Below are 23,039 nucleotides of genomic sequence, written 5' to 3'. Positions count from 1 at the left end.
GGATCCAATGACATCTTACCGTCGGCACCTTCTACACCATACAGCTGTGTATATTTAGGCTCTTGACGTGCATTCTCCGGATTATTGCTCGATGCACTTTGCTTTTCCACGGGAGGCTGCGGATCATTATTATCAGCGGTTGAAAAATTCTTATTGGTGCTCATTGCTGTTCACCCTTATCTTTCTTCTGGGACCTAACGTTAACGTGCTGCCAAGGAACTTCTACAATCGGATCTTCATGGTGCTTCTTCAGGGTTTTTAAATCATCCGTTTCGTATATTGCATTCTTGAAACCAGATAAAGTATTATCTGGCGTTGGGCGTTTATCAGTATCCATATTTTTATTATGAGAGGATAGTTTTTTATTTTTCCAGTTATATATACTCACTACAATAATCGTGAAGATACTCATGATCGCTTCAAGGACGCAGGCACCTAGCATCCACTGTAATAGTCGGATATCGACATTTGAAGCCGTCATCTCCATCACGAACCATGTATAAAAAGCAGCAAGGGGCGCAACGATGAGCAGACTATAGATGTTTGTCGTCAAGACCCATGCGGTTTTGGTTCCCCGGATCATCTTTATACATGCCACAGTTTGCAGCAGAATATATACGATAAAGGGCGAAAAAAGGATGAGCGTAAGAAGAAGTAATCGAAAATCAACATAACCAGAATGATTGGGAAGGGCGGAAATCATCACACCCTGGAGAAGCGTGGTTTCGAGCATTAGCCTAATAATCTGCACAGTTATAAAGCTAGAAAGAAGCAAGTTCCGCTTCTCAGTCGAATCTGCCTCAGATTCTTTCTCTATCTCATGAATATCTTGAGCCTGGACCGTTCCATGCTCAGGTTTTGGAAGGTTCTTATCAGTAGTCATGGATTCACCCTAAGCTTATAGCCTGGGTATTCAGTGGAAGCTCCCTGAATATTCTCAAAAAATAATACTTTTAATTTATTTAATTCTAAAAAGCAATTTTATTTAAATAGAAAAATATTTCTAAGGATTTGTTGAAGGTTATTCATTAGTGGCATCTAATTAGTAGTAAATCGGGAGTAAAGATCTTCTTCGGGAATGGGGTAGTCGCCTCCGCCCCAAACTTCTACCCTCATTTTGCATATTCGTCCTCTATGGTGTTCTGTCTCAATGAGTCCTCGCATCAGTCATTGACAACCGGTTGTCATATGTGTAAACTGGTTGTCAAAATTGCTACTGGAGGAAAAATGGATGCTTCATTACTGAGTGAACTCGTGGTGCAGATCTTCCGTGTGAACGGAACACTCACCGCATGGGGAGACCGGTTCGCCGCCGAAAGCGGTCTCACGACTGCGCGCTGGCAAGTATTAGGTGCAATCTCGATGGCGAAAGAATCGAGTACTTCTCCTCAAATCGCCGAACGTATGGGAATAACCCGGCAGGGTGTGCAAAAGCAGCTCAACCTCCTGCGGGACGAGGGGCTGGTTATGTCCGTCGAAAACCCCGCGCATAAACGTTCTCCACGGTACTCCCTGACGGAACACGGCGAGCAGAAATTAGCGGAAATCCGAAAACGCTGGCGCCAACAGGTTCAACAATGGAGCGGGGCGCATCAGCATGAATCTGTTATTGCCGCTCTTGAAGTTCTCGATGTTTTGTCTGAACAAATTAAGGAATAAAACAAATACGAAAAGCTACCGACGGAGGCTTAGATATGAATCCCGTTTTGCTAACTATAAATACTATTTCTGCACTCGTAACAATCGCCAGTGCGGTATTGGCTCTGTGCCGTCCCGGGCTTATGGTTCACGCTTCTTCCGTTGACGCTAATACTCGTTTCTACGTATACATGTATGCTGTGCGTGCTATACCGGCTGGAATAGCTGTTCTTATTGCACCCTTCTATTTTCGAGGCGGTGCCGTAGCCCTGCTTCTTGTGACTTTTGCGGTCGTACAGGCGGGTGATGCATTTATCGGCTGGACCCGCAAAGAATGGGGCATGGTGTTCTTCCCCTCGCTCAGCGCGGCAGTCCACACGGTCGTTGCGCTTTCGATTCCGGGCGTATAGAGATAGACCTCAATGAAGGGAAGGATTGCCCGCAGGATATGTGCCCCCGTATGCACCGGCTCAGCCAGCGGCACTGGGACGCGGAGCTGTGCATAACAGAAAAAACCTGCTCCGAATGTACTCTGACCACTCGGTCCTTCTAAACAAAAACTCTAGGTATTTCTGTCCTCAATCTGTAGTGTTAAAAAGAGCGTTGTACTCCCAAATACTTCGTGGATTTAGTCATCGAGTAAACATAAAAACGAGGAGGAAACCCATGAAACGCTTTGAAAACAAGACCATTCTGATTACCGGCGCGAGCAGCGGTATTGGTTTGGCGGGCGCAAAACGTCTGATCGAAGAGGGTGCACACGTTATTTTTACGGGCCGCACCGAAAGCCATGTGCAGGCTGCAGCAGCCGAGCTGGGCGATCACGCTACCGCCGTTCTGGATGATGTTTCAGATGGCAACACTTTGGAGCGCATCGTGCCTGTGGTGGAGCGTGCCGGTGCGTTGGATGGTGTGTGGCTCAACGCCGCATACGCAGCCGGAGGTCCTTTGGAAGAGATGGACCAGGTGACTCTCGAACAGATATTTAAGGTGAATGTGGTGGCACCGATGATCCAAATGGGCGCGCTTTCTCCATATGTGAAGGAAGGTGGTTCGGTGCTAGTGACGTCTTCGACGGCGGCCTATGAGGGAGCGCCTATAGTCTCTGCCTATGCCGCAACAAAAGCTGCTATTCTGGCGGCGGCGCGTGGATGGGCCTCCGAGCTTGCACCGCGCAATATTCGCGTGAATAGCCTGGTTCCCGGGCCGATTACGAGCAACCTGCGGTCGGTTCTTCCCGATGAGATGCGCGCCCAATTCGAGGAACGGCTTGCCGAGGCCGTTCTCCTCAAACGTGTGGGCGATGCGCGTGAAGCCGCCGCGGTCGCGCTATTCCTGCTCTCTGATGAGGCCAGCTACGTGACCGGCAGCTCGTATACGGTAGACGGCGGTCTGATCATGCAGTAGTGTTTTGCTGCTAGGCGGTGCGTGAATACGTGCATAGCTGTTTAGCCCTCAGTAAGTGCTAAAAAGTGCCTTTATGTGAATAAACGGGTTTTTAACGCTTTATTCACATAAAGGCATTTTTTGATCGAAAAGTGCGACGAAGATTTTTAGCTAATGAATGTCTATATTTTTACTCAGTTATGCGCGATATGCAGGGTTTCACAATACCTTGATGCCTAGAGTCGTATTCCCATCCCCAATCGCACATGAGTTGTAGCACCGGTAGAAATGTTTGCCCTTCCGTGCTTAGCGTGTATTCCACTCTTGGCGGTACTTCCGCATATACGGTGCGTTCGATGAGTCCATCTTCTTCGAGCTGACGGAGCTGCTCAGTTAGCACTTTTGAACTGATCCCTTCAAGTAGCAGAAGCAGATCGCGGGTGCGTTTTGCCCCACCGCTCAAGTGGTAGAGAATGAGGCACTTATATTTGCCTCCAACTAGATTCATTGCCATCTCTATTGCAGAAATTTTTTTCATTAAAAACCTACCGTAAATACTTAAAACTTACCTAAAAGTATGTATAAAACCTATAAGTAAGTTATGTTTTAATGCATTTTTGTACATTATACTGAATTTTGTAATCACCCGAAGAGAAAATGTTACCCATGACTTTGCAAGACCTTATACGTGACCGTCGCTCTACTCGATATTTTGACCCGGCCTGCCTGATAAGCCAAGAGGAAATGTACCGTCTTATTAATCGTGCTAACCAGGCTCCCAGCAGTAATAATTCGCAGCCGTGGCGGGTTGTGATCGTAACCGAGCAGCATTTACGCGAAAAGCTGCTGCCTATTGCCTATAACCAGCAGCAGATTATGACTGCATCGGCCGTGTTGATTGTACTGGGTGATAGGCAAGCATACTGCGCGGATAATTTGAGTCGAATACATCACGAAGAATATATTGCTGGATGCTTCTCCCAAGAAATCTGTGAGACACTGACCCAGGCCGCTATTGAATTTTATGAGCCGTGTAGCGAGCAGGAAATACAGAAATTTTTAGGTTTAGACTGTGGGCTCTGGGCGATGACTTTTATGTTGGCGGCGCAGGAAGCCGGGTGGAATACGGTACCTATGACGGGGTATCAGCGTGCAGAATTGCGTGAGATGCTGCGCCTGCCAAGCCGATATCTTGACATTATGATGATTGCTGTAGGCTCCGGAACACGAGAAGGACATCGTACTTTACGGCATGAGGCGGAGCGCGTAACGGTGTGGAATGCCCCTCCCGCAGAGAAACCTTAAGATCTCCGAATTGCCGCCCCCGTATATGGTGGGATGCCGCTTTTCTATTCATAAGTGTCTTGCACATTCTATATGCATTTTGAATGCAAAACCTTCTCTATAGACGGGGTTACAGGGCTCACCCTACAATGAGGAATACCCGCCAGAAGACAATAAAAGGAGCGTGCACCGTGAAAACCCTAGGCATTATCGGTGGCATGAGCCCTGAGAGTACCACCCTGTACTACCGGATCATTAACCGTGAGGTCAACCGCTGCCTTGGAGGCAACCACAGTGCCGACATCGTGATGCATAGCGTAGATTTTGAGGAAGTCGTGCGTCTGCAAAAAAGCGGTGACTGGGAAGCCGCCGGGGTTCTGCTGGCGGCAAGCGCCGCAAAACTTGAGGGTGCGGGTGCGCAGCTGCTGCTGGTGGCCACGAACACCATGCACAAGGTTGCCCCCGCGATAGAGCGTGCCACCACCGTACCGCTACTGCACGTAGTTGACGCCACCGCCACCGCCATCCAAAGGCAGGGGCTGCAGAGGGTGGGGCTGCTGGGCACAACCTTCACCATGAGCGACGGGTTCTACACCGAGCGCATGGCGGCGCAAGGAATCCAGACGATCGTACCAACCGAACCGGAACAGGCAGAGACTAGCCGCATCATTTTTGAGCAGCTGTGCCTGGGTCGTGTGGAGCCTGAATCCGTGCAGTATCTTCAGCAGGTCATTACAGGGCTGAAGGAGCAGGGCGCCCAAGGCGTGATTCTGGGGTGCACCGAACTCTGCCTGGCGGTGGATGCGGACAAGACCCCGCTGCCGGTCTTTGACAGCACCACCATTCACGCGCTCGCGGCAGTAGAGGCAGTGTTAACGCCGCCGCTTCCCGCATAAACCCCGCTTCTTGACCGAAATAAATAACTTGCTCCCCATGAAAAGACTAGCTGCAGCCCTTGAATATAAAGTTCCACCGCCACTTATTGGGGCACTGTGCGCCTTACTGATGTGGCTCATCTGCGGGATGCCGCCGCTGACAGGAAGACCACCGCTGCTGCTGGTTCCCGCCCTTGCACTGGTTGTACTCGGCCTAACGGTGGACGCGGTGGGGGTGCTGTCATTCAGACGTGCCCGCACCACAGTGAACCCATTCGCCCCCGAACGCACCGTAAACATTGTCTCCTCCGGAATATACCGTTTAAGCCGCAACCCCATGTACTTGGGTATGGCCTGCATACTTACCGGGTGGGCGGTGTGGCTGTGGCAGGTGCAGGCTGTGCTCGGGGTGGTGCTTTTCGTCGTCTGGATAACGCGTTTTCAGATTATTCCCGAAGAGCGGGTTCTCACCCAGAAATTCGGTACAGAATACCGGCAGTACCGCCAGCGGGTGCGGCGCTGGGTATAGCCCAGCACCTGCCAAAACTGTGTATGGCTGGCTATACGGACATACATTCTGCCAACCGAAACTCTGAATGGTTCGGGGACTCACTATCGTATGTGTGCCTTTTCAGGACCCCGGCGTCAAAGTCTGTGATGTGAAGCAGGAAGCCGCTTCTATGCCGAATACACGGGTCGAAATTTTTGAGCATCATAAACATTGGGTTCAGAAAGAGAGCCCCGAACGGTTTGTGTATATAGTGCGCGACTTCGTCGAAACATAACTCTTGTCATACTGAACGAACAGCATAAAAATGAACCCCGAGAAGCGCTTTGAGAACAAGACTTTCTGGTGATCGGTGGGAGCAGCAGTATCGGCCGGGCAGGCAAAAAACATCTCTGATTAGGGAAGACGCCCAGGTACTTTTACAGGTTGTACCAAAAACCACGTGTATGTTACTGCCGCAGCGGCGCTATTCTGGCTCTCTGGCGAGGCCAGCTACGTGACGGGAAGCTCATAGACGGTGGACGGTGGACTGATCATGCAGTAGCGTTTTGCTGCTAAACCGGTGTGCAAGTATACGCGGGCGGCTTAGGGCTGAGGAGGAGAGAGGTGAGCGATGAAAAGTTGCGAGGACCAAAAAGAGCTTATTGCGGCTATTGAGACTTCGCTAGAGAAGTACCTTGCCGAATTTACTGATATTCTCGAGGGCAAGAAGGATGCGCGCCTGCTGGAAGGCGAGAGGACACCTTCGGAACACCTGTCGTACCAGCTTGGCTGGGTGAGCTCTCTGCTGGACTGGGAACGCCGAGAACAAGCGGGGCAGACCGTGCAAACACCCGCCGAAGGGTATACATGGAACAACCTGAGCGGTCTTTATCAGCAGTTCTATGCAACCTACGGCGGGTACACCCTCGCCGAACAACAGCAGATGCTGCGGGAAAAGGTCGCTGAGCTCTGCAGCTGGGTTGAAAATCTGAGCGAGACCGAATTTTTCACCCCCGAACAGCGCGCTTGGGCTACCGCCTCCGCTCGGTGGCCCATTTGGAAGTGGGTGAATATTAACACGGTCGCCCCGTTCACCAACTTCTGTATGCACATCCGAAAATGGAAGAGAGCAGCGCAGGTGTAAATCCCAAGTTCATAAAACGGTACCTTCGTCTGGAAATAGAGGAAACCGGGATTTTATCTGTAAAAAATGCAAAATATTGCAGATATTATAGATACCTTATAATCTGGGGTAACGGTCGTAAAGAGTTCAGGAGGTGCGCCGTGACTATTACAGACACACTTGCCCAGCCCTTTGCAGAGGTCAGGCAAGATGCTGAGGAGCTCCGTGACGTCAAAATTTTGGCTGCGGAACTTGCTACAGCTGATGCAGAACATATTTCTGTTCAGGTGAGTATTGAGGGAGATAAAGCGAAGGAGCTTGGGCCTAAGCTGAATTCACTGATCGCAGAGATGATTACGATGCTTGCTAATGACCAGGAGCCTAGCCTGGTGAGCGTTCCACAAGAGTTAACGACGACAGTGGCCGCAAAGCGCCTTGGGATTTCCCGTCCAACTTTAATGAAGCTTATCCGTGAAGGGAAAATTCCAGCCCACAAAGTGCGCTCACACGTGCGTCTCTTAACGGCAGATGTTGATGCATTCCGTCAGAAGCAGCTTCAAAAGCAAATTGATGCCTTTAATAAACTTCGTGACTTCGAGCATGAAATGGGTCTCTAGGGTGAAAGAACGGGGCTAGCGTGGAGACGTACCGTGTTTTGCTTGATGCAAATATATTAATGTCCAAAACTTTACGAGATTGGATTCTAAAGTCTGCATTCTATTCGCAAGGTAGATTTCAAGTCCTAATTTCACAAGGAATATTAGACGAATGGGGAAACCATACACGGAACAACAACCCCACTCTCGATGACGGAGTTATCGAAAAATGGCGTCGGCAGATCATTGAATCCTGTGGCGGCAATGATTGCATACTTCGAGGTTTTCCTGTACCTGAGGTGCCCAACTATCCCGACCCGGAGGATTTGCATGTTCATGCTGCTGCAATTGCAGGAAATGTTGATGCCTTAGCAACGAATGATAAAGCTCTTATCGCATACGGGCTTTCGGAGGCAGGCGAGAACTTAGGATACGACATTATGAGCGCTGATAATATCCTGATGCAGCTCGTGGATTTTACAACACCTGATTTTTGGGTTCAGTTATACCTCTCGGAGGTAAGGTATTGGTTAGACCGCCAGGGAAACGTTGATTTAATATCTCAGCTTCGCCAATCGCAGGCAGAAAAATTTGCTGATTATCTTTTGAAAAATATCGTCAATATGCCGCGTGTGCATATAACTGTTGACCGAATGATCGCAAAACGGTATAGATAAATCTGTGCGTTGTACCCTTAATCTATAGAAATGCTCTCCACACTTAGCAGAGAGCATTTCTATAGGAGAAGAACCAGAAGAACCTACTTCACGATGCGGTAGACCTTCGCTTCGTAGGGGCGCAGGGTGGTGCCCGCATCGGTCAGCGCGCCGGTATCATCCCGGTAGTTGGAGTGCACCAGTTCGACGGACGCCCCGGCTGCACGCGCATCATCCAGCAGCGAGAAAGTGCGCTTCACCGAATCAGACGTGAAGTTAGAAACCACGAGCAGAGACTGGTTCGCGTCGGTGCCGTCCGGGCCGCCGGTACGGGTGTAGGCGTACACCTGCTCATCCTCGGCATGAGGAACCTCAACCGAATCTACGGGTGCGAACGACCCGTATACCATCAGATCTTTGAGCTCACCGCGGCGCAGTTTCGCCAATTCCTGATAGTGGTAGAACACCGAATCCTGATCGTCCAGGGCAGCCTGCGCATTAATTTGCGGGTAGTTTGGGTTCACCTTCAGCCACGGTTCGACTCCCGCGTTCGTGAACCCACCGTTTGCCGAGTCGTCCCATTGCATTGGAGTGCGGGCGTTATCACGACCCTTAATGTAGATAGCGCGCATCGCATCCTCGTGGCTGAGCCGTTGATGATCCACGTGCATATCCTCGTAGAAACGAATCGAATCGCCGTCGCGGTAGTCCTTGATCGACTCGAATCGCACATTGGTCATGCCCAGTTCTTCACCCTGGTAAATATAGGGGGTTCCCTGCATAAAATGTAGGGTGGTTGCCAACTGCTTCGCTGAAAGCACCCGAAATTCGGGGGAATCGTTGCCGAATCGCGAGACCACGCGCGGCTGATCGTGGTTATTCCAGTACAGCGAACCCCACGCTTTGCCCTCAAGTTTCGTCTGCCACTCGTTCAGAATGCGCTTAAGCTCGGTCAGCTTGTACGGCGCGTACGACCACTTGCCGCCCAGCGAACCTTCGGGGTCGTTATCGACGCCCATGTGGTCGAAGTGGAAGAGCATCTGCAGTTCGCCCGCATCGTAGCCCGCCCACAGCTTCGCGTCCTCGGGGCTGGTCGCGCTCGTTTCGCCCACGGTCATCACATCGTACTTCGAGAACGCCTCACGGTTGAGCTCTTTCATCCACGGATGCACCATCGTGCCGTTCGCAATCACAAACGGGATCGACGACGTATGCTTTTCAAAATCAGTGGAAGGGTCATCCGGGAAGCCTTCGGGCTTAGAAATAATGTTGATGGCGTCCAGCCGGAAACCATCCACGCCCTTATCGAGCCACCAGCGCACCATCGCATACAGGTCTTCGCGCACCTTCGGGTTCGCCCAGTTCAGGTCAGGCTGTTCTTTGAAGAAAATGTGCAGGTAGAACTGCTGCGTGCCCTCGTCCCACTCCCAGGCGGAGCCACCGAATTCGGAAGCCCAGTTATTCGGAGGAATCGGGGAGCCGTTCTCGTCAAACCCGTTGGGGTCTTTCCAAATGTAGTAGTCGCGGTACGGGTTATCTTTTGAGGAACGAGACTGCACAAACCACGGATGCTGATCCGAAGTATGGTTTGCCACCAAATCCATCAGAATTTTAATGCCGTGCTCATGTGCGGTCGCCAGCAGCTCATCGAAATCTTCCATTGTTCCGAAATCGCTCATAATGTCGAAGTAGTCGGAAATATCGTAACCGTTATCAACGTTCGGCGAATCAAACACGGGGGAGAGCCAGATAACATTAATGCCCAGTTTCGCCAGGTACGGGATTTTTTCGGTAATACCGGGCAGGTCGCCGATACCGTCGCCATTAGAGTCGTTGAAGGAACGCGGGTACACCTGGTAGACCACCGCTTCCTTCCACCACTGCCGCCCGGCGTAGGAAGGAACCGCACGCTCTTCAGTCGTGGTTTCACTACTCATCAGAAGCCTTTCGTTAAGGGTTGCGTCGTTCGGCCCAGCGGGAAGACCCGTAAGCCGCATTGCCGCAGGTATGTCTGTAAAATTTTTAGTCAGGATGCGCCAGCGCGCCACTCGCCGCGCACTCTACGCCCTACCGGTACAGATACACTTTTGCCTCATAGGGTCGCAGAGTGGTGCCTTCGTCCGTGAACTCGCCGTGCTCATTTCGGTAGTTTGAGCTGATCAGTTCGGGTGCTTCTCCCATGGCCGCAAGCTCCTCAATTTTCAGCACACCCGGGTTCTTGAGCGCCAAGGAAGCGAGCTGACCGTCTGCATAGGGCAAAGACAGTGTTTCTTGGGTGAAATTAGCAACCACCAGCAGGGCGCGCTCGCCGGATGCGGCGGCATCCTCCGCTGAATTCACACGCAGGTAGGCGTACACCTGCTCATCCTCGGGGTTGAGCACACGGTATTCGCCGGTGAGCACGATGGGGTGCTCTTTGCGCAGGTGAATGAGATCGCTGTAGTGGTAGAAAATAGAATCATCGTTCGCCAATTCTTCGGCGGCGTTAATGTCGGTGTACCGCGGGTTCACCTTCAGCCACGGGGTGCCGGTCGTAAAGCCCGCATTTTCGCTCGCATCCCACTGCATGGGGGTTCGCGCATTATCTCGGCCCGAAGCACTGATGTACCGCAGCATATCCTCGGGGCTAACCCGCTGGGACTCCACCACGTATTTACGCCAGGAATCATGGATTTCAAGGTCGTTGTAGTCGTCTACCGAGTCGAAGAAAACATTGGTCATCCCCAGCTCTTCACCCTGATAGATGTATGGAGTTCCCTGCATCATATGCAGAACCGTGCCGAGCATCTTACCGCTGACCTCACGGAACTCGGGGGAATCATTGCCGAAACGTGAAACCGTGCGCGGTTGGTCATGGTTATTCCAGTACAGCGAATTCCATCCGCGACCGTGCAGCCCCGTCTGCCAGTGGCTGAGAACCTTCTTCAAATCCACCAGGTTAAAACGAGTATCCGACCATTTGCCGGTAGCGCCGCCTGCGCTGGCATCCACATCCATATGCTCGAACTGGAACACCATCTGCAGTTCGTGGCGGTCAAAACCTGTGTACAGGGCTGCATCTTCCACGCTCACGCAGGGAGTCTCACCCACGGTCATCACCGGGTATTTGCTGAGTACCTCGCGGTTCATATCGCGCAGGAACTCGTGCACACGCGGACCGTTCGCGGCGGCTGCCAGAGAATTATCTAAACCTCCTGCGGTGACGGCGGGGTCATCCGGGAAGGAAAGATCCTTAGAAATCAGGTTGATAACATCCATGCGGAAACCGTCGACGCCCTTATCAAGCCAGAACCGCATAATGTCGTAGACCTCTTCACGTACCTTCGGGTTTTCCCAGTTGAGGTCAGGCTGCTTCACCGAAAAATAGTGCAGATAGAACTGCTGCGTGCCCTCGTCCCACTCCCAGACCGACGGTGAGAAACAGGAAATCCAGTTATTCGGCGGAATCGGGGTGCCGTCTTCGGAGAACCCGGCAGGGTCACGCCACACATAGTAGTCGCGGTACGGGTTATCCTTCGCAGAACGTGCCTGACGGAACCATTCGTGCTCATCCGAGGTGTGGTTCACCACCAAATCCATCATAAGCTTGATGCCGTGCTCATGTGCGGTCGCCAGCAGCTCGTCGAAGTCAGCCATTGTGCCGAACTCGGTCATAATCGCCCGATAGTCCGAAATATCGTAGCCATTATCGTCGTTCGGCGAGGCGTAAATCGGGGAAAGCCAGATAACATCTATACCCAGCTTCGCCAGGTACGGGATTTTTTCGGTGATGCCGGGCAGATCGCCGATGCCATCGCCATTGGAATCGTTGAAGGAACGCGGGTAGATCTGGTACACAACGGGCTGTTGCCACCACTGAATTTCAGTTTTCATGAGCTGTCCTTCCACGGAATACATATCAATTTAAAATCTGAAGGCGGAAACGCGCTAAGCTGCGGCACCCTGGAGACGCCTTACTATCCGGGCTGTACCTGCAACGGCAGCGGCACGGGGTGCATCCTGGCGGTGGGCTCGAAATTCGACTCGTCAAGCTCCACCAGCACGCCACTGTGATCGGAAATCGCCTTAGGAGAATTATCGCGGAATACCACCGCATGCGAAAGTACCTTCACCGCGCGGTCGGCAAACACGAAGTCAATTCGCTTGGCCTCCTCCTGCCCTTCCCACCCGGCAATACCACGATGTACGGTGAACTCACCATCGGTACGGTCGGCAATCTCACGAGTATCCACCAGGCCGGAAGAAAGCACAAGATCGTACCCTTCGCCACGCACCTGCGCCGCCGTGTTGAAATCGCCGCCCAGCAGAACGGGCGCATCCTGACCGCACTCGGTGAGAGCCTGCGAAAGCCGCGCAAACTCCTGTGCGAAAAGCGGTTCGCCCTGAAAATCCCACCACGACATATGGGTGCTTGCACACCACACTGAACCCGCATCAGTACCAACCCGAACCGCTAGAGAAGACCTGCGCTCAACCCGATCGTAGTCATACTGCGGGCTCATCACAATAGGATTGATGCGCTCGATAGGCATACGAGAGAGTACAGCTACGCATTCGTCATACCGTTCCCATCCAATATGGGTTTCGGTTAGCGCCCATTCGTACTGAACCCCTAAATCAGCCAGGAACCGCACGAGCAGAAGTGCGTAATTATCCTCGTGGATAGGAATACTGGCCCCGCCTTGGTACCCCAGTGGCGTATCCACAATAGGGGAGTGCAGGTACTGATTCACCTCCTGCAACGCAATAACATCAACCCGATGGTGGGCAATGAAACGGGCAAGCTCGTGAATTTTAACGATCTGGTGAGGCTCGCACCAGCTGTGAGTGTTAAGAGTAAGAAAACGCATCGTCTCTAGAAATATAAAGGTGAGGGGACAACACACGGTTCTCGCCCTCTGCACTTCGTGAAAATGTCGGTGGAAAGCTACTTTTATATGCTAACCATTTGCATGGTCAATAACGCAGCAAAATACTCACCGGAAACACCAATACTTTTACCCGGTACTGGGACATGTTTCGGGTTCTGAAAAACTATGCCAAAAAACCCGATCAAGGAGGTTTTAGTCCGTAAAAGATGACATGATATTGCTATTAAATAAAACATTGCACCACACGCGCGGGCGCATCGCGCGGTAATTCCTGGCCAACACACGGCAGACACCTAGGCGCCCGCTCACTCTCAACCAGAAAGGGCGTCAGCCTTATGATGGAAAAAATTCAGAGGTTCGGGTCCGCCATGTTGGCGCCCGTGCTTCTTTTCGCCTTCGCTGGTCTAGCGGTCGGTATCGGCACCGTTGCCACCCTCCCAAATATTGTTGGCGATCTCGCGAACGAAGATACCTTCTGGTACCAAGCGTGGACTGTTTGGCTTGACGGCGCATGGACCGTTTTCCGGCAAATAGAGCTCCTTTTCGTGCTGGGTCTGCCGATTGTGCTCGCAAAGACCGCAAACGCTCGTGCCGTCCTCGAAGCCGGAATGGTCTATCTGACCTTCAACTATTTGGTGGCCGGTATGCTGAATTTCTGGGGCCAAGGCGGTTCGGGATTCTTCCAGCTGGATTACAACACCTCTATTTCGCTAGATAACTCGGATTCTTACGGTACCGGTCTGAAAATTATCGCCGGTATTAAGACGATTGATACCGGTATTTTCGGCGCTATCATCATTTCCGCGATCGTGGTGTGGGTCCATAACCGATACTTCGATAAGAAGCTGCCCGACTTCCTCGGTATTTTCCAGGGCACCCAGTTCGTCTACGCGATCTGCTTCTTCCTGATGATGCCCATCGCCTTTATCTTCGCGTGGCTGTGGCCTTACGCTCAGCATGGTATCGCAAGCATGCAGGGCTTCTTCATCGCCTCCGGCGCGTTAGGCGTGTGGATCTACACTTTCTTGGAGCGCATCCTGATTCCAACCGGCCTGCACCACTTCATCTACTCGCCGTTCATGTTCGGTAACGCTGTGACCCCGAACGGCATCGTGAAGGATTGGCCGACCCACATCAGCGAATTTGCCAAGAGCGACAAGCCTCTGCGCGAGCTCTTCCCCGGCGGCGGTTTCGCACTGCACGGTAACTCGAAGATCTTCGCGCCCCTCGGTATCTCGGCCGCCTTCTACACCACGGCACGCCGTGAGAAGCGTAAAGAAGTTCTCGCCCTGCTGATCCCGGTGACCCTCACCGCAATGCTGATCGGTATTACCGAGCCGCTGGAGTTTACCTTCCTGTTCGTGGCACCCCCGCTGTTCGCTGTTCACGCGGTGCTGGCGGCTTCGATGGCGTCGATCATGTACATGCTTGGCCTCTCAGGCAACATGGGTGGTGGCTTGCTTGATAACTTCCTCTTCCTCAACTGGGTTCCGCTGTGGCAGAACCACTGGCCTACCTACCTTATGCAGATCGGCGTGGGTCTGTCCTTCACCGTCATCTACTTCTTGCTCTTCCGATTCCTCATTCTGAAGTTCGATTTCAAGACCCCGGGTCGCGAGGCTGAGGGTGGCGAAACGAAGCTGTACTCGAAAGCCGAATACAAGGCCGCGAAGGCAGCCGAGAAGAAGGGTGCCGCATCCGCAGATGACGCTGGCGATGCAGATCTGTATGCCCCGCGAGCGGCAGGATTCCTCGAACTGCTTGGCGGTGCCGATAACATCACCACGGTGAACAACTGTGCTACTCGCCTGCGTGTCTCGGTGGCGGATGAATCCCTGGTTGATACTTCGGATGCTGCCTTCAAGGATGCCGGAGCCCTCGGTATTGTGCGCAAGGGCAAGGCATTCCAGGTGATTGTGGGTATGGACGTTCCGCAGGTTCGCGAGCGTTTTGAAACCATGGTGAACACCAAAGAGTAAGGTTATATTCACCTTCTAGGGAAACCTACCGAGCTCCTGAATCGAAGACGTTGTAATATTTATGTATTGCGCGTTTTCGATTCAGGAGCTTTTGAGTGGATTTACAAGATGTGGTGAACGCGAACCAACACAGGTTCAGCGATACCGAACGCGATATTTTGGCGTTCATGCTTGAAAACGAAGAATTTGTTGCGGAGGCGACTATCAACTCCCTCGCGCACAAGACCTATACTTCAACCAGCTCCATTATTAGGCTCACCAAGAAGCTCAATTTTTCGGGTTTTGCCGAGCTGAAATACTTCATCAAATCTTCCCTGACGAAGTCGGAACCCTATAACCCGCGTTTTATCGAAAGCGGCCGCGAAGATATTTTGCGCACCTACGATTACCTGGAACATATGGAGCTTTCCGGGCTTTTGAGGAAACTTCATACGGCGCGCACAATCTACTGTTTCGGAACTGGGTACGCGCAACGAAACGCGGTACAAGAATTTGCTAAGTCTATGCAGGTCTGCGGCAAATTCTGCCATGTGATTCCTGCACGCAATGAATTTGAAAGCACCATGAGCGCTATGAATCAGGACGATGTCGTGATTCTTGTCTCCTTCTCAGGACAGACTGAAAATATGCGCGAACACGTCAAAATGCTGGCACTGCGGAAAATCCCCATGATCGCAATTACCGCTATTGGCGTGAACTTTATGTCCTCCTACGCCGAGTACTCACTGCACTACCAAACCACCCCCACCCAGTTGAGTACCCAGCGCAAGCCTTACCACTCGTTCGTGGCGCTCTCAGTGCTTTTGGACTATATTGTGCGCCGGTATATCGACCATGTTGAAACCCAACAGCGCGGCAACTCCACCAAAACAGCGCAGGTTCTTGAAAGTTCTGAATTTAGCGCCGAAACCGGGGCACTCGACGTCGCCGATATACGTGCCCAAGCTGGTGCAGCAGCTATCGATCGGCAGCACACAGACCCATCGGAGACCTAGCCCGTGATCGCAATCCTCGAACTTATCAATAATCCGCAGAAAATGCGTCGATACCTTTTCTGGTATCTCATCATCATGCCCCTGGCGCTCTTTGCGTGGATTCTGTTGGGCGCCGCCAACTCCGGCTTGGATTTCAAAGCTGCGATCAATATTCCGTTTTATGCTGTAGCATTTTTGAACGGGTGCCTGTCGATTCTATTCGCGGGACTACTCAAATTTGCTGCGAGCGAGAATGAACACACCGAACGCATGATTGCCTTCTATACCCTGGTGATGCTGGTGTTTGCAGGGAACCTGCCCGGTGCCCTGCTTGCGTTCTTCCTTTGGTGGGCACTGCGCGAGGCTCCTGAGGAACCCTTCGCCCCCAATTATCGATGGGTTTTTATCGCCTCAATGATTTTCCTCGGGCTGGTAACCCTTCTCGTACTTTTCGCAAATATACGCCTCTGGTCGGCATGATAACGGTACGTGAGGAACGCCCGTTCCCCGGCCTGATCCGTGGAAAAGCACACCGGATACACGGGAATTAGCTAGAGCCACCGTATGATGTTATGTAAGATTATCCCCACACTCACCACGAATCATCCAAGGACGAGCACACTGTGAACGAAACCCCGGATACACTGGAGAACACCGCTGCTAAGGAACCCCGCAGCGCCGAATTCCAGCCGGAATACCTGGATCCCAGCTCTCCCGCCTTCGACCCCTCGGCGGGTCTTGAACGCTGGGCGCAGCAGATGGACGTGTATACCGGGCCGGATGCGATGCTCGACTTCAACCAGGTCGATTACGTACACATCAACCTCAGTGACGCTAACCCTTCCGGGCTTGCGCAGCTGTTAGCCGGACGCAAAACACGTCTTTCCACCCTGATTCGCGATAAGTCTCTGCTGGGACATGAGATGCGTGCCGCGCGTACCCTGCGCACCAAAATTTATGAGCTCTCGACCGGACACGGGCTCGATGCCGGGTATTTTGTGGCGGGCACCGCATCATGGTTATCGCATGCGATGCGCGACGATGCCAAAGCCTCTGAAAAACGGTTTATCGCACCAATTTTGATGGCACCGCTGAACCTGACGCCGCATCCGAGGAGCGATGATTTTGAGCTGCAGCTAGCTGGTTCTGCACGCCTGAACCCCGCTATGGTGCGCCAAATCAAACAGGAATATGAGATCGACCTGGGCACTATGGATGTTGCGCAGCTCGCCAACTCAATGTCACGCCTGGACCCTGAACCCGTGATCGAGCGGATGCGTGCCTCCGCCGGGCGTATTCCAGGGATGACCATAGAATCAAAGTATTTTATCTCAACCTTTGCGGACCTGAAGGAAAGCATGGGGGAGCTACCGCACACCGCGCATACCCCGCTCGTGCGCGATCTTGCGGCGCTCAAAGTTCCCGGTGCGCAGCCGCGCGAGATGAACGCGCACAACCTGCAGCAGCCCCTCAACCAGCGCGATCCCGCCCAAGAAACGCTGCTGTTCGACGCAGACCCCGTGGCGCAGAATATTATTGATACCGCCGCCAGCGGATTTTCGATGACTGTGACAGCCGCACCCGGAACAGAACCGTTACGCACCGCCGTAAATATCGCCTCAACCCTGATAGGGCGCGGAAAGTCGGTTCTGGTCGTGGGAGAAAAACGTTCGACCCTCGCATCCTTCAGCGAGCTTCTGGGACGCACCGGGCTTAACGATCTGCGCTACGATCTGCTGGCAGAACACACTGCCGAAGATCAGCGAACCGAGTTTATTCGCGCTATCGTGCGTAACGAGAATACCGCAGAGCCTAATTCCACAAATCTTAATCGTGAGCTGATCGAAACCCGCACGGCGCTCACAGATCACACTCACGCACTGACGGCGCGCGACCCGCTGTGGCATATTTCTATCAGTGAAGCCTTGCAGCGAGTAGCCGAACTCGCCTCTGAGGAAAGCGCGCCGCAGACCCAGGTGCGTTTTAGCCGTCAGCTGCTTGATACTCTGCAAGACCGCGAAGCCATTACCGCCGATATTGTGCGTTTTGCGGAGCTGAACGGGTTCACACGCGCGACTCGCACCTCGCCCTGGCATCGTGCCCGCCTGCTTAACGAAGACGAGGCGGCGGACGCCTACGCCCTCGTCATTACCCTGCGTTCCTCGCTTCTTTCCCTGCGCGAGGCGATGAACGCCATGAACGCGGATCTGCATCTGCGCCGGGCGCGTACTATAGCCGATTGGGATGCGCAGCTTGCTATTCTGATTCGCATTCGGGAAACTCTCAAGCGCTTCCGGGCAGAGGTGTACGACCGCCCGGTGACCGACCTGATTGCGGCCACCGCATCCGGCTCATGGCGACGGGAAAACCGTATCGACATGAGCAGTATGCAGCGTTCGCGCCTGCGTCGAGCGGCAAAAGAGTATATTTTGCCGGGAGTGCATATTGGCGATCTGCACGAACACCTCAAAGTTGTGCAGACCGAGCGCGCCGAGTGGATTCGGCTTCTTGATTCGCCCAGCACCCCGAAGATTCCCGAGAACCTGGATGCTTTGGCGAACGCCCTGCACTCACTGGGCTCGGAGCTTTCGGGGCTTGAGATCATACTCCCCGATACCGCCGAAGGCGTTGACTTTGTGCATACGGATCTTGACCAGCTCGAAGCCCGCCTGGATGCTCTGCTCACCGACCGCGAAGTGCTCATGAGCCTGCCCGAACGTGACGTACTCTTAGGGCGGCTCACGAATGCGGGATTGAGCGATTTTCTGGACGAGCTGGGTGAGCGTGAGGCAAACGCATCCGAGGTGACATCGGAACTCGAACTTGCGTGGTGGCAGTCCGCGCTTGAAGAGCTTCTGGAACAGCACGCCGAAAAAATTCTTGACGGCGACGAGCTGCGCGATATTGAGGCTCGGTTCCGCCGCGCGGACTACGCCCATATGTCGAGCGCCCAGGCGCGTTTGCTGGCGCATACGGCACGGTTGTGGACGGAACGTATCGAAGAATTCCCCGAGCAGGCTTCGTATCTGAAGAGTCAGCTGCGCGGCCGTGAGTTTGATCTCGAGTCGCTTCTGGTGAATGCCCCGGTTATGGCGCTTACTTTGCTGCCGCTGTGGACTGCCAGTCCGTTTTCTCTGGCGCGCCGGGTTCCTATGTCGATGCGTTTTGATACGGTTATCCTGCTGGATGCTGAGTCCACCCCGCTGGCGGCCAATCTTCCGGCGATTACGCGCGCGGATCAGGTAATTGCTGTGGGCGACCCTCATGCCGGGTTCCCCGCGCCGTTTATTGTTTCGGCGCCAACTTCGGGTGCACCAGCATCGGATTCTCACCGGTTGGAGAGCACTTTTGGGGCGCTTTCACGTCTGCTTCCAAACCGCACGCTCTCGCTCGTGCACCGTCCCTTTGACTGCGTGCTTTTCGACTACCTGAATCGGGAATTCTATGGGTCTCACCTGCGCGAAATTCCGGTGAGCCCGGCATCCCACAAGCCCGTGAACACGCTGAGTATTGAGTATATTGATACGCGCGGGAAGGTGAGCGATAACGCGAACCTGGAATCCCCGAGCGTTGAAGTGGACCGTGTAACCCGTTTGGTGCTTGAGCACGCCTACCGCCGCCCCGAACGTTCTTTGGCGGTGGTGACGGCGAGCCCGAAGCATGCCCAGCGGATTGCCGGGGCGGTGCGCCAAGCCTTGAATACGTACCCGCAGCTTGCTGAGTTTTTCAAGCCCGGTACCGAGTCTTTCCGGGTGGTGGATGTGAACCGCGCGGGGTCGCTGGAACGCGATACCGTTATTTTCTCGCTGGGTGTGGGGCGTGCCCGGCTGGGGCAGAGCTCCCATAATCTGGGGCTGCTGTCGGGCCCGCACGGTCGTGAAGGCTTCGTAGTGGGGCTCACTCGCGCACGGCGCGCCACGCATATTGTCAGCTGCGTGAGCCCAGCCGATATGAACGCGCAGAAACTTCACGAGGGTGCGCTGGATCTGTACCGGTTGATGCTCGCATATGAGGAGAACCAGCAGCAGATTGCGGCGCAGACTCCGCGTGAGGACGTTCTCGCCTCTAACGCCTGGTTAGAGACTGAGGACGAGCCAACCGATCCGGTAACTCAGGACTGGCTGCTTAACGATGCGGTAGCACGCCTGCGCGAACGCGGCGTTCGGGTACGTCCCGGCGAAGACGAGATCGCCTTTATCGCGCTGGCACCGCAACAGCTCATTCATACCAAATCTGAACAGGAGAGCGCACAGCGGATGCCGCTCATGGTGGGGTCGGATGTGCTGTTTGATTACACGACCGAGAGCGTGCGTGAGCATACTCGCCTGGTTCCTGAAAGGTTGAGCCGCACGGGCTGGAACTACGTAACCCTTAACACCTTGGAGGTTTTCGCCGATCCCGAGGCAGTGGTGGCGCGTATCCTACGGTATTTGGGTATATATGCAGACTAGGCGCTTCTGCACCCTCCCGGCAGCGCAGAGCTGAAAGGACGAACCTATGGGTGAGTATTCTCCAACACCGAAACCGCGCAGAGGCCATCGTCGTGCCAGCGGGGGAGGCACATTAGCAGGGGACGAGCCGCGCATCGCGGGCGTGAACGCACCGCTTCATGCGAATACGCCAACGCCTGCACGCAAAGAGACCTCCGGGAAGTCAGCCGCGAATCGAGGAAACCTGCGGCATACCCGCGGCTCGGCGCAGGAACATTTAACCCCCGAAGAACGTGCCCGTCTAGAGTGGATGCGCGAACAAAAACCCCCGCACTGGGGCTAGTGCCGCAGTACAGGGAGGGAACGATTCTTCGTGTGACTACTCTGCTTGAGATGAGCTTGAGCTGGAACCTTTATCGGTGCTGTAGAACCCGGATCCTTTGAAGACGACGCCCACGGTGTTGAAGCGTTTGCGAAGTGTGTCTTCACCGCATTGCGGGCAGGTGCGCAGGGCGTCCTCGCTGAACGACTGGCGTTTCTCGAAAGCGTGCCCACAGTTTTTGCACTGGTAAACGTAGACCGGCATGGTTCTCCTGAATGACAGATCCTAGGGCAGCCGCGAGCGCGGCGGCTGCCGTGTGTTGCGTATAGAGTGTACCGCGAACCTCACCCGGTTTCGACTTGGGTGGCGTGCCGCGCGGGGCTTAGCGCAGGCAGAATGTTCTTAAGTTCTCGGTCTAGAGCGCGGAATCGCCGAGGGGCTCTATGCCGTTCTCGGTCAGCACGCGGGGGAGCACGGCATCCCATTCATCGTAGGGAATGCTTTCGAGCACTTCGTGGGAAAACACCACGCCTACGGTGCTCTCACGCAGTTTATCTGCCGAAAGGGTAGGGATGATGCGGTCATAGTAGCCTCCGCCCTGCCCTAGACGGCGGCCGTTGCGTGCATAGGCGAGCGCCGGAACTAGCCGCAGGTCGGCGGCAACAAAAGCCTGGGTGTCATACTCTTCGCCTTCGGGCTCGGCAATGCCCAAGCCATTGAGCGGATGCTCCACCTGCGGATCCCAGACAACCCAGGCGAGGGTGCGTGCCGGGCGTACTACGGGCACCAGGATGCGGTGCCCGCGCGCGTGCAGGTCGTGAAGCGCTGCGGTGATAGGCGGTTCGGAGGCGGTGGGCAGGTACGCCGCGATAGTTTGCGCCTGCGCATCCTTGGGGATCAGTGAAAGAATATGGTCGCGGTACTGCTGCGCCATCTGCTCGTGTTCCGCCGCTGTGCGGGCGTTTTTGGCGATCAGGCGCTGCGGGCGAATTTGGGAGCGCAGTATCTGCTTGTCGAGGGCGATATCTTCGGAAGTTTTGCTGTGGGGTGCATCGTTGCTCTCATGCGGGGTGGATAAGGTGCTGGGCTCGGGTTTCATGGTTCTCCTGGGTGAGTGTTTTCACCATTGCGATAATGTTGTGCGGCGAGTGCGATGCTCGGCGGGGTCTTATGGTGCCTAACCTGCAAAGGTGCAGCCGGGTATTTTTAAATTCTTGCACGAAGGTACGTGTCAAATTGTAGTATTACAGGCTGTGAAAGAGGGTGCATGAGTTATGCTTATTGGTATGACTAAAGTATCTAAGTCTGTCACTAAGGCTGTTATTCCGGCGGCTGGTCTGGGGACCAGGTTCTTGCCCGCAACGAAGGCGACTCCTAAGGAAATGCTTCCGGTCGTTGATCGCCCCGCAATTCAGTACGTGGTAGAAGAGGCAATCCGCGCCGGCCTGAACGATGTTCTTATGATTACCGGCCGTAACAAGCGTGCGCTTGAAGACCATTTTGACCGTGTTCCGGTCCTAGAAAGTCAGCTGGCCGAGCAGGGTAAAGACGCCCTTCTGAAAGCTGTTGAAGCAACGAATGAGTTGGGTGAACTGCACTATGTGCGCCAGGGCGACCCTAAAGGTCTGGGCCATGCAGTTTTGCGCGGCAAGGTACATGTAGGGGAAGAACCCTTCGCGGTTCTGCTGGGCGATGACCTGATCGACGAAAAAGAGGATTTGCTCTCGCAGATGGTCGAGGTTCAGCAGGCTACCGGCGGTTCCGTGATCGCTCTTATGGAGGTTCCCCGCGAGTCTATCTCAGCCTACGGTGCTGCCGCTATCGAGGCGGTTGAAGGCCAGGATGGCTACGTGAAGGTCACCGGTCTTGTTGAGAAACCCGCCCCCGAGGAAGCACCCTCCAACTATGCGGTGATTGGTCGCTACGTGCTCAGCTCGAAGGTATTCGAGGTGCTGGAAAACACGGCTCCGGGCCGCGGCAACGAAATTCAGCTGACCGATGCACTGCAGACTTTGGCAGTCGGCACCGGCGAAGGTGAGGGCGTATACGGTGTGGTCTTCAAGGGGCGCCGCTTCGATACGGGGGATAAGCTCTCGTATCTGAAGGCAAACGTTATTCTTGCTTCCGAACGCGAAGATCTCGGCCCTGAACTTCGTGAATGGCTGAAAGAATTTGCTGATAAGAACTGCTAATCACTCTTTGCATAATCTCTAGTCCTATCAGGGGCGATAGTTCGGTTTTATGACCTGCTGTCGCCCCTGATTCATTTACGTAATGTTCGACTGTGTTCGATAGTATTTATACATGCACGGGAAATGTGCTGAGCGCATATTTTCTAGAAGAGCCCTGAATAATCCAGGTTTCTTTGGTATATTTTCGCACGGTATACGTAGATGAATGCGAACACTGTCCTGT

23 protein-coding genes are annotated in these 23,039 nt (G+C 53.8%); 16 read left to right on the top strand and 7 right to left on the bottom strand.

The features are described 5' to 3' along the window. Nucleotides 1–160: 160 nt before the first annotated feature. Nucleotides 161–883, bottom strand: coding sequence for a hypothetical protein (locus HMPREF3164_RS02950; protein ID WP_070448735.1), 723 nt, complete (start codon nucleotides 881–883; stop codon nucleotides 161–163). 305 nt (nucleotides 884–1,188) lie between these two features. On the opposite strand from HMPREF3164_RS02950, the gene HMPREF3164_RS02945 reads away from it, so the two are divergent. The 3 genes from HMPREF3164_RS02945 to HMPREF3164_RS02935 all read left to right on the top strand — a co-directional run bounded on the left by HMPREF3164_RS02945 (nucleotide 1,189) and on the right by HMPREF3164_RS02935 (nucleotide 3,045). After that, nucleotides 1,189–1,659, top strand: a complete 471-nt coding sequence (locus HMPREF3164_RS02945) for a MarR family winged helix-turn-helix transcriptional regulator (RefSeq protein ID WP_246822578.1) — start codon at nucleotides 1,189–1,191, stop codon at nucleotides 1,657–1,659. A gap of 35 nt (nucleotides 1,660–1,694) precedes the next feature. Next, on the top strand, nucleotides 1,695–2,048 hold the full coding sequence (locus tag HMPREF3164_RS02940; protein WP_070448733.1) for a hypothetical protein: 354 nt from the start codon (nucleotides 1,695–1,697) through the stop codon (nucleotides 2,046–2,048). A 256-nt stretch (nucleotides 2,049–2,304) separates the two neighbouring features. Beyond that, entirely contained in the window at nucleotides 2,305–3,045 is a 741-nt protein-coding gene (locus HMPREF3164_RS02935) for an SDR family NAD(P)-dependent oxidoreductase (RefSeq protein ID WP_070448732.1), read from the top strand. Nucleotides 3,046–3,214: 169 nt separating this feature from the next. Here the strand turns inward: HMPREF3164_RS02935 and HMPREF3164_RS02930 are convergent, their stop codons facing one another. Beyond that, nucleotides 3,215–3,562, bottom strand: a complete 348-nt coding sequence (locus HMPREF3164_RS02930; protein ID WP_070448731.1) for a winged helix-turn-helix transcriptional regulator — start codon at nucleotides 3,560–3,562, stop codon at nucleotides 3,215–3,217. Between the two features lie 128 nt (nucleotides 3,563–3,690). On the opposite strand from HMPREF3164_RS02930, the gene HMPREF3164_RS02925 reads away from it, so the two are divergent. The 7 genes from HMPREF3164_RS02925 to HMPREF3164_RS02895 all read left to right on the top strand — a co-directional run bounded on the left by HMPREF3164_RS02925 (nucleotide 3,691) and on the right by HMPREF3164_RS02895 (nucleotide 8,069). Then, the gene (locus HMPREF3164_RS02925; protein WP_070448730.1) at nucleotides 3,691–4,329 is read left to right on the top strand and encodes a nitroreductase family protein; all 639 of its coding nucleotides are present in this window, start codon (nucleotides 3,691–3,693) and stop codon (nucleotides 4,327–4,329) included. A 170-nt stretch (nucleotides 4,330–4,499) separates the two neighbouring features. Then, nucleotides 4,500–5,204, top strand: coding sequence for an aspartate/glutamate racemase family protein (locus HMPREF3164_RS02920; RefSeq protein WP_070448729.1), 705 nt, complete (start codon nucleotides 4,500–4,502; stop codon nucleotides 5,202–5,204). A gap of 37 nt (nucleotides 5,205–5,241) precedes the next feature. Further along, nucleotides 5,242–5,712, top strand: coding sequence for a methyltransferase family protein (locus tag HMPREF3164_RS02915; protein WP_070448728.1), 471 nt, complete (start codon nucleotides 5,242–5,244; stop codon nucleotides 5,710–5,712). A gap of 94 nt (nucleotides 5,713–5,806) precedes the next feature. Further along, nucleotides 5,807–5,968, top strand: coding sequence for an alpha/beta fold hydrolase (locus tag HMPREF3164_RS02910; RefSeq protein WP_246822577.1), 162 nt, complete (start codon nucleotides 5,807–5,809; stop codon nucleotides 5,966–5,968). A gap of 336 nt (nucleotides 5,969–6,304) precedes the next feature. Then, entirely contained in the window at nucleotides 6,305–6,817 is a 513-nt protein-coding gene (locus tag HMPREF3164_RS02905; protein WP_070448726.1) for a ClbS/DfsB family four-helix bundle protein, read from the top strand. 140 nt (nucleotides 6,818–6,957) lie between these two features. Continuing rightward, the gene (locus HMPREF3164_RS10815) at nucleotides 6,958–7,413 is read left to right on the top strand and encodes a helix-turn-helix domain-containing protein (RefSeq protein ID WP_048754916.1); all 456 of its coding nucleotides are present in this window, start codon (nucleotides 6,958–6,960) and stop codon (nucleotides 7,411–7,413) included. Nucleotides 7,414–7,433: 20 nt separating this feature from the next. Then, nucleotides 7,434–8,069, top strand: coding sequence for a PIN domain-containing protein (locus tag HMPREF3164_RS02895; RefSeq protein ID WP_083297325.1), 636 nt, complete (start codon nucleotides 7,434–7,436; stop codon nucleotides 8,067–8,069). An 83-nt stretch (nucleotides 8,070–8,152) separates the two neighbouring features. Here HMPREF3164_RS02895 and HMPREF3164_RS02890 read toward each other — a convergent pair whose 3' ends face one another. The 3 genes from HMPREF3164_RS02890 to HMPREF3164_RS02880 all read right to left on the bottom strand — a co-directional run bounded on the left by HMPREF3164_RS02890 (nucleotide 8,153) and on the right by HMPREF3164_RS02880 (nucleotide 12,898). Beyond that, nucleotides 8,153–9,985, bottom strand: a complete 1,833-nt coding sequence (locus HMPREF3164_RS02890) for an alpha-glucosidase (protein ID WP_070448742.1) — start codon at nucleotides 9,983–9,985, stop codon at nucleotides 8,153–8,155. A gap of 130 nt (nucleotides 9,986–10,115) precedes the next feature. Next, entirely contained in the window at nucleotides 10,116–11,921 is a 1,806-nt protein-coding gene (locus HMPREF3164_RS02885; RefSeq protein WP_070448725.1) for a glycoside hydrolase family 13 protein, read from the bottom strand. An 83-nt stretch (nucleotides 11,922–12,004) separates the two neighbouring features. Further along, nucleotides 12,005–12,898: an endonuclease/exonuclease/phosphatase family protein gene (locus tag HMPREF3164_RS02880; protein ID WP_070448724.1), complete on the bottom strand. Its 894-nt coding sequence runs from the start codon at nucleotides 12,896–12,898 to the stop codon at nucleotides 12,005–12,007. A gap of 356 nt (nucleotides 12,899–13,254) precedes the next feature. Here HMPREF3164_RS02880 and HMPREF3164_RS02875 point away from each other — a divergent pair, with 356 nt between their 5' ends. The 5 genes from HMPREF3164_RS02875 (at nucleotide 13,255) to HMPREF3164_RS02855 (ending at nucleotide 20,645) form a co-directional block, all read left to right on the top strand. Next, nucleotides 13,255–14,898 (top strand): alpha-glucoside-specific PTS transporter subunit IIBC, encoded by a 1,644-nt coding sequence (locus tag HMPREF3164_RS02875; RefSeq protein WP_070448723.1) that lies wholly within the window; start codon nucleotides 13,255–13,257, stop codon nucleotides 14,896–14,898. A 95-nt stretch (nucleotides 14,899–14,993) separates the two neighbouring features. Then, nucleotides 14,994–15,893, top strand: coding sequence for a MurR/RpiR family transcriptional regulator (locus HMPREF3164_RS02870; protein ID WP_048754912.1), 900 nt, complete (start codon nucleotides 14,994–14,996; stop codon nucleotides 15,891–15,893). Nucleotides 15,894–15,896: 3 nt separating this feature from the next. Beyond that, nucleotides 15,897–16,352 (top strand): hypothetical protein, encoded by a 456-nt coding sequence (locus HMPREF3164_RS02865; protein WP_004005199.1) that lies wholly within the window; start codon nucleotides 15,897–15,899, stop codon nucleotides 16,350–16,352. A gap of 143 nt (nucleotides 16,353–16,495) precedes the next feature. Next, nucleotides 16,496–20,323, top strand: coding sequence for a DEAD/DEAH box helicase (locus HMPREF3164_RS02860; RefSeq protein ID WP_070448722.1), 3,828 nt, complete (start codon nucleotides 16,496–16,498; stop codon nucleotides 20,321–20,323). 46 nt (nucleotides 20,324–20,369) lie between these two features. Then, nucleotides 20,370–20,645, top strand: a complete 276-nt coding sequence (locus HMPREF3164_RS02855) for an ATP-binding protein (protein WP_070448721.1) — start codon at nucleotides 20,370–20,372, stop codon at nucleotides 20,643–20,645. A 36-nt stretch (nucleotides 20,646–20,681) separates the two neighbouring features. On the opposite strand, the gene HMPREF3164_RS02850 is transcribed toward HMPREF3164_RS02855, so the two are convergent. Beyond that, nucleotides 20,682–20,888 carry an FmdB family zinc ribbon protein gene (locus HMPREF3164_RS02850; protein WP_004005195.1) on the bottom strand — a complete coding sequence of 69 codons (207 nt, stop codon included), beginning with the start codon at nucleotides 20,886–20,888 and terminating at the stop codon, nucleotides 20,682–20,684. Between the two features lie 151 nt (nucleotides 20,889–21,039). Next, the gene (locus tag HMPREF3164_RS02845; RefSeq protein ID WP_070448720.1) at nucleotides 21,040–21,723 is read right to left on the bottom strand and encodes a 5-formyltetrahydrofolate cyclo-ligase; all 684 of its coding nucleotides are present in this window, start codon (nucleotides 21,721–21,723) and stop codon (nucleotides 21,040–21,042) included. A 187-nt stretch (nucleotides 21,724–21,910) separates the two neighbouring features. On the opposite strand from HMPREF3164_RS02845, the gene galU reads away from it, so the two are divergent. Beyond that, complete coding sequence (gene galU / locus HMPREF3164_RS02840; protein ID WP_070448741.1) at nucleotides 21,911–22,816, top strand: UTP--glucose-1-phosphate uridylyltransferase GalU; 906 nt, start codon at nucleotides 21,911–21,913, stop codon at nucleotides 22,814–22,816. The last annotated feature ends 223 nt before the right edge of the window (nucleotides 22,817–23,039 follow it).

It is taken from the genome of Rothia sp. HMSC08A08, from assembly GCF_001808385.1.
Lineage (GTDB): Bacteria > Actinomycetota > Actinomycetes > Actinomycetales > Micrococcaceae > Rothia > Rothia dentocariosa.
The sequence above is the reverse complement of the archived record's forward strand: the minus strand, read 5'-3'. Positions and strand labels throughout refer to the sequence as shown.